This window comes from Protofrankia sp. CiP1_Cm_nod2 (assembly GCF_920664355.1).
In the GTDB taxonomy this organism is placed as follows: Bacteria; Actinomycetota; Actinomycetes; order Frankiales; family Frankiaceae; genus Protofrankia.
The window spans coordinates 1-10,349 of sequence record NZ_CAKKTL010000183.1 but is presented as its reverse complement, the minus strand read 5'-3'; the positions used below and the strand labels follow the sequence as shown (position 1 = coordinate 10,349).

At 70.3% G+C, this 10,349-nt stretch carries 8 protein-coding genes and 1 pseudogene; 4 read left to right on the top strand and 5 right to left on the bottom strand.

All coding sequences use genetic code 11. The annotated features are described in order from the left end of the window. From NBW84_RS18080 to NBW84_RS18065, 4 genes and pseudogenes are all read right to left on the bottom strand, one after another. Window positions 1-194: pseudogene (locus NBW84_RS18080) on the bottom strand (hypothetical protein); the annotation flags it as partial. Beyond that, window positions 191-1,537, bottom strand: coding sequence for a DUF4350 domain-containing protein (locus NBW84_RS18075; RefSeq protein ID WP_445548755.1), 1,347 nt, complete (start codon window positions 1,535-1,537; stop codon window positions 191-193). The gene NBW84_RS18075 and the pseudogene NBW84_RS18080, both read right to left, overlap by 4 nt. 161 nt (window positions 1,538-1,698) lie before the next feature. Next, window positions 1,699-2,352 carry a DUF4129 domain-containing protein gene (locus NBW84_RS18070; RefSeq protein WP_250285912.1) on the bottom strand — a complete coding sequence of 218 codons (654 nt, stop codon included), beginning with the start codon at window positions 2,350-2,352 and terminating at the stop codon, window positions 1,699-1,701. Window positions 2,353-2,423: 71 nt separating this feature from the next. After that, a complete protein-coding gene (locus NBW84_RS18065; RefSeq protein ID WP_250285911.1) occupies window positions 2,424-3,545 on the bottom strand; it encodes a glycerophosphoryl diester phosphodiesterase membrane domain-containing protein in 1,122 nt (373 codons plus the stop codon). 441 nt (window positions 3,546-3,986) lie between these two features. Here NBW84_RS18065 and NBW84_RS18060 point away from each other — a divergent pair, with 441 nt between their 5' ends. The 3 genes from NBW84_RS18060 (at window position 3,987) to NBW84_RS18050 (ending at window position 6,609) form a co-directional block, all read left to right on the top strand. Next, entirely contained in the window at window positions 3,987-4,835 is an 849-nt protein-coding gene (locus tag NBW84_RS18060; protein ID WP_250285910.1) for a ComF family protein, read from the top strand. Between the two features lie 194 nt (window positions 4,836-5,029). After that, window positions 5,030-5,707 carry a ribosome hibernation-promoting factor, HPF/YfiA family gene (gene hpf / locus NBW84_RS18055; RefSeq protein ID WP_250285909.1) on the top strand — a complete coding sequence of 226 codons (678 nt, stop codon included), beginning with the start codon at window positions 5,030-5,032 and terminating at the stop codon, window positions 5,705-5,707. A 197-nt stretch (window positions 5,708-5,904) separates the two neighbouring features. Further along, window positions 5,905-6,609 carry a response regulator gene (locus NBW84_RS18050; RefSeq protein WP_250285908.1) on the top strand — a complete coding sequence of 235 codons (705 nt, stop codon included), beginning with the start codon at window positions 5,905-5,907 and terminating at the stop codon, window positions 6,607-6,609. A gap of 201 nt (window positions 6,610-6,810) precedes the next feature. Here the strand turns inward: NBW84_RS18050 and NBW84_RS18045 are convergent, their stop codons facing one another. Then, on the bottom strand, window positions 6,811-7,365 hold the full coding sequence (locus NBW84_RS18045; RefSeq protein WP_250285907.1) for a GNAT family N-acetyltransferase: 555 nt from the start codon (window positions 7,363-7,365) through the stop codon (window positions 6,811-6,813). Between the two features lie 359 nt (window positions 7,366-7,724). Here NBW84_RS18045 and secA point away from each other — a divergent pair. Beyond that, window positions 7,725-10,349: preprotein translocase subunit SecA (gene secA, locus NBW84_RS18040; RefSeq protein WP_250285906.1), on the top strand; the 2,625-nt coding region annotated here is incomplete at its 3' end.

The window sequence follows — 10,349 nt, the reverse complement described above, 5'->3', positions numbered from 1 at the left end:
AAGAGACAGGCTTTGGACAGCTCGACCGGGGACGACAGCCCGGCCTCGGGCACCTCGGAGCCCCTGGCCCCGGGCCCGCCGCCCGGCCCCGCGCCGCCCGGCCCCGCGGCGCCCAGCGCCGCCGTGCTCACGGGCCCGGCCGGGGAAGCGGTGGCCGTCCGCTGGGTGTCGTCGGATGTCTCCGGGACACTCATCCTGCCGCCACCTGCCGATCCGGTCCCGCTGCCACCTGCCGGTCCAGCGCGTCGAGCTGATCCACCAACGCCACCAACGCCTCGTCCGTCACCCCTGTCGCCAGGGCCGTCCCAGCCGCTGCCGGGGCACCCTGGCTCATCTCGGAACCGTACAGGAGCAACGTGATCTCCGTGGGGGAGCGTCCGGTACGGGTGGCGACGGAGGCCACGAGCGCGGCCGGGTCAGCCTCGGGCTGCCCCGTGTCGCCGGGCCGGGCCGGGCGGGTCCGTGTCGGCAGCCCGAGCCGTTCGGCCAGCCGCCCGCGCGTGGTCGCCCGCAGCACCGCCGCGGCCAGGTCCCGGGCCTGCGCGGCGGCGTAGAGGCGGCCTCGTCCCTCGACGGTCTCGGCCGCGCGCACCACGACCGGGAGCGGTTCGGGTACCGGCGGGCCGAGCCGGCGGCCCCGCCACAGGGCGAGGACGACCGCGGCCAGGCCGAGCTGGAGGCAGGCCAGCGGCACCCGGTCGGGCAGCAGGTCGAGCAGGCCTCTGCGGGCCACCGCGTCCGGGGCGCCGAGCTGCGGGGTCACCCAGGACAGCGTGCGGTGCCGGTTGAGCAGCCCGATCGCGAGCGCCGCGCTGCCCTGCTCGTCCAGTCGGTCGTTGGTCATGAAACCGGCGTTGCCGATCAGGACGAACCGTCCAGGCCCGGCCGCTTCCCGCGGCCGGCCCGGTGCTCGGGGCGCCGGCACGACTACCAGGACCGAGGCCGACTCCACCGGGTAACACATGGTGAGCTCGGCCGCGTCCGGCCCGGTGGCCCGGAAAGCAGACCGGCCACCGAGCGTGACCGCCCCCGCCGTGGTGGCCTCAGACAGCTGGCATTGTGGCGAGGGTGTCCCGGAGGGGACGCGGCCGGTGACGGTGACCGGCAGGCCCAGGGCGTCGACGACAGTCGCGTCCGGCTCGAGGAGCACCACGTCGCTGCCCTGGCCGGCCAGCTGGGCAAGCCTGTCGAGCGCCTGCCTGGATGCCCGCTGTGGGTGGGCCAGCACGATCGTGACGTCGGCGGGATCCGGCTCGTTCGCCGTCTCGGCCGGGTCGTTCGTCGCGGTGACTGTGACGCCGTGCGCCCGCACGAGCCGCGCCAGGGCCATGGTCCCGTCCGGATCGGCCGACCCAGGATCGAGCGGGCGTCCGTTCGAGCTTGCAGACATGACCACAAGTGTTATACATATTACGATAAGTAGTAAAAGGACGGCTGTGACGCGGATGCCACGGCGGGCTCGCGGATCGAGCCCCCGGCGCCCGGCGCCCGGCGCCCGCGGGGCAGCGGCCTGCGAGGCCGCATCCTGCGGCGACACATCCTGCGGCGACACGCTCTGCGGGGACACAGCCGGCGAGGGTACGTCCGGCGAGGGTACGGCCGGCGGGCCGGCGGCCCGCACCGGCGCGGCTCGTGGCGGTACAGCCTGTGGCGGAGTGCCGGACGCGTGGTTACGCTGCCGCCGGCCGGCCAGGGCGCTCAAGCCGGCACCGTGAAGGTGGGAGCCGGGCTGGCGTCGCCCGCTCCCGGCCGTGGCCGCAGCCCGGTAAGCGCTTCGTCCGCCCGTACGACGGTGCGGTAGGAGGCCTCGGACGCGCTCCGCCCGCCGTACCAGATCTCGCTGAACACGGTCACGGCCGCCGCCAGGGCGGGGGTGGGAGCGGGCGCGATCCGGCCGACCTCGGCGACCAGCTCACCGGCGGTCCGTCCCGGCCGGGGCTCGAGCACTCCTGACTCCTCCAGCATCCGCACGACGGCGCGCAGCCGGGAACGCACCGCGTCAGCGAACGCGCCGGCACGGGCCGCGGCGTCGGCCTCGGCCCGCAGCGCCGCCGCCGACAGCGGACTGGTCAGATCGAGATCCGTCGACGCCGTCCGGGCCTGCCGCCGCAGCGGGCCGAGACGCAGCCGCACCGCCACGGCGGCCACGGCGGCCACGATGACGAGGGCCGCGATGCCGAGGCCGCCGCCGGACGGCTCGGTGACGCCGGCCCACAGATCGCCGAGCCGCGCGGTGAGCCAGTTCACCACCCGTTCGAACCAGCCTGGCCCAGCCCGGTGGTAGATCGCCCTGGACAGCTCGCGGCGGGCTTCCTCCGCTGCCGCGTCACGGGTCACCACTGGCTCGATCATCGCGGTTCACCCATTGCTGTGCCGCGGGGCCCCGGACGCCCGCGTTCCCGCCGCGGATGCTCGTGCTCCCGTCACTGATAGCCCTGGCCGGTCGCGGCGCGGCGCTCCCGCGCCGCCTGGGCGAGCGTCATGTCGAGCCCTTCCAGCCGGATGCGGCGATCGACGTAGAGCAGCACGACCACGCTCGCCATGACCGGCATGATCACGGTGTCGATGATGATGCTCATAATCGCGTTGAGCGCGAGGCCCGGCCCGGTGAAGTCGCCGCTGACCGGATCGGTCAGGGCGTCGCTGGCGGCGGTGAAGGCCAGCCCGAAGATGAAGGCGAGGACGAACAGCAGGACAGCGACAACTATGCTCGTCAGCAGCAGGATCCCGAAGGTGCGCCACCATGCGCCGCGGACCAGTGTCCACGAGCGCCGCATGGCCGTCCTGATCGTGCCGCCTTCGAGGACGAACGCGGGGGTCGCCAGGACCAGCGCGACCGCTACGAAGATGCCGCCGATGACGAGCCCGATGAGCCCGATCAGGGTCAGCAGCGCCACCACGACCGACAGCCCGGCGAGGCCGGGCAGCCGGGGCCGGACGCGCCGCAGGACCTCTCCGATCTGGATGCTGCTACCCATTGTCAGCTCGCTCACCGCCACGCTGAGCACGCCGGTCAGCGCGACGATGACGACGAAGTTGATGATTATATCCACGATGCTGAGGGAGAGCGCGAGACCGGTGGAGCCGCGCTGGCCGATCGCGGTCAGCGCCGCCGCGACGATCTGTGTCGCGGTGGTGACACCGAAGGTCAGCCCGATCATTACCGCGGGGCTGCGCCGCAGCGCGGCGAAGGCGCCGTCGAGTATTTCGCCGACGGCCAGCGGCCGTAGCGGGATGATCCCCGGTTTCTCGGCCTGCGGCAGAGGCCCCCACTGGCCCGCTCCTCCCGCCGGCTGTGGCTGCCCCCAGCCCGATGGCGGCTGGTTCCAGCCAGAAGGTGGGGACTGGTTCCAATCAGGAGACGGGGGCTGGTTCCCGCCAGGAGATGGGGGCTGGTTCCCGCCAGGATGCGAGGGCGGCTGGTTCCCGCCGGACGGCGGTGGTTGGGGCTGCCCCCAGCCGGGTGGCGGCGGCTGCTGCCGGCCGTCCGAGGGATTCGGCCCGCCGGGTGGCTGGGGGTCGCCCCAGCCTGGTCCGCCGGTCATGTCGGTCTCCTCACCTTCTCGGGCCTCCGGCGGTCCGGATGGAGGCGGCCGCGCCAGTGTCCCGGCGCGCTGTCCGGGGCCGGCGCACCCGTGCCGCCGTGACCGGTTCGCCGTATGGATGGATCCGCGCTGCCAACGATCGGCCCGGCCTGCCGCGTGCCCGTACTGCCGCGTGCCCTACTGCCGGTGGACCCGGTGAGTGCGATCGTGCCAGATCTGTCGATGTTGGGTGCCAGGCGGACAGGAAAGCCCATCTTTGATGACTATTTGTATTCATTCGATTTCTTTTCGCGTCTGCGGAAAGGCCGCGCTCACAGAGCATGCACGTCGTGGGCGTCCTGGGCGGGCGTTGTCCACAGGCAGGTCCCGCCCCACGAGGGTTTTCCACAGGACGGGCCGGGTGCTGGTCAGGCCGGGGCCGGCGGGGTGACCATACGACACATGTCCGCTACGTACCTGTCCGCCGCTTTCGAGGTCCTGCTGGATCTTCTCCTGCCGCGAAGCTGTGCCGGCTGTGGCCGTCCCGGCCCGGCTGTCTGCGCGGTGTGTGAGGCCGCGGTCGATCGGCCCGCATTCCTCGCCGCTTCGGGACAGACGGCCACCCCGAAGCGGCGAGGGCCACCGTGTTTCGCCGGCGCCGTCTACGACGGCGCGTGCCGGCGAATCCTGCTGGCCTTCAAAGAAAGAGGCAGGTTGGACGCCCCCGGGCCACTCGTGTCGGCACTGGCCCGCGCGGTGGTCGCGGCCAGGGCCGCGTCAGCACACGACGGCCCGGTCGTTCTGGTGCCGGTGCCGTCGACCCGGGCCGCGGTGCGTCAGCGCGGGTTCGACCACGTACGCCGGCTCGGCGACGGCGCCGCCCGGGTGCTGCGCCGAGCGGGCGTGCCGGCACGGGTGGTGCCGATGCTGCGCCCCGCCCGGCCGGTGGCGGACCAGGCGGGCCTGAGCGCCGCGGAACGCGCGGCCAATGTCGACGGCGCGTTCATCCTGCGCCGTGCTCCAGGGGGCCGGGGGCCGGGCGACCATGTTTCTTCCGCGGCCGGGTCTTTCCCGCCGGATGCCTCCGTCGGCTGGGACGGCCGTGGGACGCCCGGAGCGTTGTTCATCGTCATCGACGACGTCGTGACAACCGGGGCGACGCTGTCCGAAGCCACTCGGGTGCTGCGTGCCGGCGCGGTACCGGTATCGGTGGCGGCGGTCGCCGCCGCGACGTTGGCCCACCGACGCCCTACTCGAGATGACCGGCCCCAAGCTGTCCGTTTGCCTGCGATCAGGGTACCGGAGGGATAAAACTGTCGTCACCCGTACCGGCACCACGGGGACTGACAGGCGGGGCGAGGGCCCAGGTGTCCGGGGGCCCGAGCGGAAGGAACGAGGCAGCAGATAAGCCCTGGCGCACGGCACGACACCGGAAGCGGGGCCTGGCCCGATCCGTCGGGACTGCCCGATGGTCGCGACTTCCGGTCTACAGGAAGGTGAAACGAGTGGACATCGTGGTCAAGGGAAGGCACACCGCGGTTCCTGAAAGGTTCCGCGAGCAGGCCGAGGCCAAGATTGCGAAGCTTGAGAGGTTTGATCACAAGGCGTTCCGGGTGGACGCGGAGCTCTCCCGCGAGCGCAACCCGCGCATGGCGGATGTCCGCGAGCGTGTCGAGCTGACCGTGTTCTCACGGGGTCCGGTCATCCGCGCGGAGGCTGCCGCGGCCGACCCCTACGCGGCGCTCGACCTGGCCGCGGCGAAGCTCGCCGAACGGCTACGGCGGGCTGCCGACAGGCGGAGCCGTCACAACGGCGCGGGCCGTGCCTCACTGGCGCAGACCGCCCCCGACCGGCCGTCCGGTCTGCCGGACGGGAGCCCGGCCGTCGGTGTGCTCGATGCTTCGGCGGCTGCCGGCGGCGACGCGGACTACGGTGTCGCGGATCCGTCCCCCATGGTCGTCCGTGAGAAGGTCCACCGAGCCACGCCCATGACTCTTGACGAAGCGTTGTCCAATATGGAGCTCGTGGGCCACGACTTCTACCTCTTCCGTGACGTGCACACGGGCCTGCCGAGTGTCGTCTACCGACGGTGTGGATACGACTACGGCCTGATCCGGCTTGAGGCGGATACGGGTGCGGACGCGGCTCAGGATCCTCACCAGGACTCCGCGGTTCACGCATAGGCCGTATCCGGGCCACCGGCAGGCGGATCCGGAGGCCGGCCACGACCAGCCTCGTGACATGGTCGCAACGGTGTAAAGGCATGCAGGTCCAATTGACGTGGGACCATCTGCCGTGGATGTCTTCAGCCGCCTGCCAGGTGGCCCGTGCACCGGCACGGACACCTGGCAGGGGTCCGCCGCGACGTGAGGGAGGTCATATGACGGGGGATGGGCGCCAGCCGGGGGAAGAGCCGTTGTCGCCGGATCCCATCCGGGTGCTCGTCGTTGACGATCATGCTCTGTTTCGGCGTGGCCTACAGATGGTCCTTGAGCAGGAGAAGGACATCGAGGTGGTCGGTGAGGCACCGGACGGCTCCGAAGCCGTCACGATGGCGGTCGACACCGCGCCCGACATCGTCCTCATGGATGTCCGGATGCCGCGTCGCGGCGGGATCGACGCGACCAGCGCAATCAAGCAGGCAGTGCCCAGCGCAAAGATCGTCATGCTGACCATCAGCGACGAGGAGGGCGACCTCTACGACGCGATCAAGGCGGGTGCCATGGGCTACCTGCTCAAGGAGATCTCGATCGACGAGGTTGCCACCGCCATCCGCGCCGTGCACGGGGGGCAGAGCCTGATCAGCCCGTCGATGGCCTCGAAACTTCTCAGCGAGTTCGCACTAATGATCAAAAAGGCGGACAGTCGGCCGCAGCTGCCCACCCCCAGGCTCACCGATCGTGAGATGGAGGTCCTGCGGCTCGTCGCCAAGGGGCTCAACAACCGCGACATCGCCAAGCAGCTGTTCATCAGTGAGAACACGGTCAAGAATCACATCCGTAACATCCTGGAGAAGCTTCAGCTGCACTCCCGGATGGAGGCGGTGGTCTACGCGGTCAGGGAGAAGCTGCTGGAAATCACCTGAATCCGTCACCGTCCGCGCCTGCTGCCTGAGCCTGCTGGCGGTCGCCGTGGCGGCCACCCGGCCGGGGACACGCCGGGCTGGCGTATGCCGTGTTCCTCCTGGCGTACGCCGTGTTTCCCGGACTGTTTTCACGCGGTCGCGACCGGCCGGTCGGTCGTGGCCGGCTGGCATGAAGCTGCCCGGCCATATGGTTGCTGACCGTCACGACGGAGGCCGGTCGTCCGGCAGCAGGGAGCCGATCCAGCAGTCGATCCGGACGCCGCGCAGGACGAGGCCCCGGCGCAGCGTGCCCTCGATGGTGAACCCGTTCTTCTCCGCCACCCGGCGGGAGGCCCAGTTGCCCACCCCGGCCGTCCATTCCAGCCGTTCGACCCCGAGGACCTGGAACGCCCAGCGGCTCACCACACCGACCGCCTGGCTGACGACACCCTGGCCACGTGCGCCCGGCGCGCACCAGTAACCCACCGTGGCCAGGCCGTCGTCGGTCACCTCGGTCAGGCTCACGGAGGCCAGCACCGACCCCGACGTGGCGTCCAGCACGGCGAACGGGGCACCCCGGCCGTCGTCCCACTGCCGGGGCGCGAACCCGGTGATGTAGGCCTCGGCGTCCTGCCGGGTGTAGGGCGAGGGAATCCTTATCCAGCGCTGGATGTCCGGGTCCTGGCAGGCACGGTGGACGTCGTCGATGTCGGCGGGGATCCACGGGCGGAGGTGGATCCGGCCAGCCGTGATCTCCACGGGGTCGAGCTTCGGCATCTGGTCAGGATCGCCTACGAGCCCGCGGGAGGCGTCGGCGGCCGGGCACTGACCGCGGTTCCCGTACGTTCTGATGGGCGGGCCCCGGGGCCGGGAGCGGATCCGCCAGCAGCCACGAGGATCCGCGGCCGGGCACGGGCACGGCAGCACGATTCCGTACCGCCCCGCTGGTGGGGAGGGAGGGCCGGCCCTTTCGACGGGTGAGGCCGCCTGGTGCGGCGTCCGGCCTGTCACAAGCGTCCCGCCTGTCACAAGGATGTCCGACCCGCCGTACGGGGAGGATCGATCAGCACCGGGGGTCTAGCCTAGTCTCGTTGTGTAGGTGACCCAGCCGACAAGCCGCCCGAGGAGTTTCACCCGTGGTACTCGAGAAGATCCTCCGCGCCGGCGAGGGCCGTATTCTGCGCAGGCTCAAGGCCATCACCGAGCAGGTGAACCTCCTCGAGGACGACTTCGTGGGGCTCACCGACGCCGAGCTGCGCGCGATGACCGACGAGTTCCGGCAGCGGATCGACGACGGGGAAACCCTCGACGAACTTCTCCCCGAAGCATTCGCGGCCGTACGCGAAGCGGCCCGGCGGACCCTCGGCCAGCGGCACTTCGACGTCCAGATCATGGGCGGGGCGGCCCTGCACCTGGGCAACATCGCCGAGATGAAGACCGGTGAGGGCAAGACCCTCGTCTCCACGCTGCCGGCCTATCTGAACGCGCTGTCCCGTAAGGGCGTGCACATTGTCACCGTCAACGACTATCTGGCCCAGCGGGACGCGGAGAACATGGGCCGGGTGCACCGCTTTCTCGGGCTCACGGTCGGTGTGATCCACCCGCAGATGCCACCGGCGGTCCGCCGCCAGCAGTACGAGGCCGACATCACCTACGGCACCAACAACGAGTTCGGCTTCGACTACCTGCGGGACAACATGTCCTGGAGCGGTGATGAGCTCGTGCAGCGCGGGCACAGCTTCGCCGTCGTCGACGAGGTCGACTCGATCCTGATCGACGAGGCCAGGACACCGCTGATCATCAGCGGCCCGGCGGACAACCCGACCCGCTGGTACACCGAGTTCTCCCGTATCGCCCCGGCCCTGGTCAGAGACGTCGACTACGAGGTGGAAGAGGGCAAGCGGACGGTGGCCATCACCGAGAGCGGGGTGGCCAAGGTGGAGGACCAGCTCGGTATCGACAACCTCTACGAATCGGTGAACACCCCGCTGGTCGGCTACCTCAACAACGCCCTGAAGGCAAAGGAGCTCTACCGCCGGGACAAGGACTACATCGTCACGGACGGCGAGGTTCTCATCGTCGACGAGTTCACCGGCCGGGTACTGCACGGCCGGCGTTACAGCGAGGGTATGCACCAGGCGATCGAGGCCAAGGAAAAGGTTGAGATCAAGCAGGAGAACCAGACCCTGGCCACGATCACGCTGCAGAACTACTTCCGCCTTTACGACAAACTGTCCGGAATGACCGGAACCGCGATGACGGAGGCGGCGGAGTTCCACCAGATCTACACCCTCGGCGTCGTGCCGATCCCCACGAACAAGCCGATGATCCGGGCCGACCAGCCCGATGTCGTGTACAAGACCGAGGTCGCCAAGTTCAGCGCGGTCGTCGACGACATCGCCGAGCGCCACGACAGGGGCCAGCCGGTACTCGTGGGCACGACCAGCGTGGCGAAGTCGGAGTACCTGTCCAAGGAGCTGACCAAGCGCGGCGTGAAGCACGAGGTGCTCAACGCCAAGCAGCACGAGCGGGAAGCCTCGATCATCGCCGAGGCGGGGCGCCGGGGCGCGGTGACCGTCGCCACCAACATGGCCGGGCGCGGTACCGACATCATGCTCGGTGGCAACCCCGAGTTCCTCGCCCAGGTAGAACTGCGCCAGCGCGGCCTGAGCCCGATCGACACTCCGGAGGACTACGAGGCGGCCTGGCCCGAGGCGCTGGAGAAGGCTCGCGCGTCGGTCAGCAGCGAGCACGAGGATGTCCTGGCGTTTGGTGGGCTGTACGTGCTGGGCACCGAACGCCACGAGTCCCGCCGCATCGACAACCAGCTGCGTGGACGAGCCGGCCGCCAGGGCGACCGCGGGGAGTCCCGGTTCTACCTGTCCCTGGGCGACGACCTCATGCGGCTGTTCAACGCCGCGGCCGTCGAGGGAATCATGGACCGGCTCAACATTCCCGAGGACGTGCCGATCGAGTCGAAGATCGTCACTCGTGCGATCCGTTCCGCGCAGACCCAGGTAGAGGGCCAGAACTTCGAGATCCGCAAGAACGTCCTGAAGTACGACGAGGTGATGAACAAACAGCGCACCGTCATCTACGAGGAGCGCCGGAAGGTTCTCGAAGGGGCCGATCTGCACGAACAGGTCCGCCATTTCATCGACGACACGGTGGAGGCGTACGTCCGCGGCGCGACCGCGGAAGGGTATCCCGAGGAATGGGACCTCGACACCCTCTGGAGCGGTCTGGGCGAGCTGTACCAGGTCGGCGTGGAGGTGCCGGCCCCCGACGACCGTGAGGGGCTGACCGGCGAAACCCTGATCGAGGAGCTGCAGGCCGACGCGCACGATGCCTATGACCGGCGCGAGGAGGACCTCGGCCCGGGCCCGGACGGCGACCCGCTCATGCGGGAGCTGGAACGCCGGGTCGTTCTCGCCGTCCTCGACCGGAAATGGCGTGAGCACCTGTACGAAATGGACTACCTGCAGGAGGGAATCGGCCTGCGGGCAATGGGGCAGCGTGACCCGTTGGTCGAGTACCAGCGGGAGGGCTACGACATGTTCCAGACCATGATGGAGGGCATCAAGGAGGAGTCGGTCAGGCTGCTGTTCAACGCCGAGGTGCAGGTTCCGGGCGCGGATTCCGCGGCCGCCGAGGCCGGCGCGGCGCCGGCCGGCCCGGCGGTCACCCCGGTGGACGGCGCGGCGCAGGTGGTCGGGGGCCCGGCCATCCCACGGCTGTCCGGCCGGCGGTCGCCACCGGGG

What these genes read in the sequence shown, in the direction of transcription:
- NBW84_RS18060 (WP_250285910.1), top strand. Translation starts at nt 3,987, where the DNA reads ATGTCCGCTACGTACCTGTCCGCCGCTTTCGAGGTCCTGCTGGATCTT.
- NBW84_RS18070 (WP_250285912.1), bottom strand. Translation starts at nt 2,352, where the DNA reads ATGATCGAGCCAGTGGTGACCCGTGACGCGGCAGCGGAGGAAGCCCGC.
- NBW84_RS18050 (WP_250285908.1), top strand. Translation starts at nt 5,905, where the DNA reads ATGACGGGGGATGGGCGCCAGCCGGGGGAAGAGCCGTTGTCGCCGGAT.
- NBW84_RS18065 (WP_250285911.1), bottom strand. Translation starts at nt 3,545, where the DNA reads ATGACCGGCGGACCAGGCTGGGGCGACCCCCAGCCACCCGGCGGGCCG.
- NBW84_RS18045 (WP_250285907.1), bottom strand. Translation starts at nt 7,365, where the DNA reads ATGCCGAAGCTCGACCCCGTGGAGATCACGGCTGGCCGGATCCACCTC.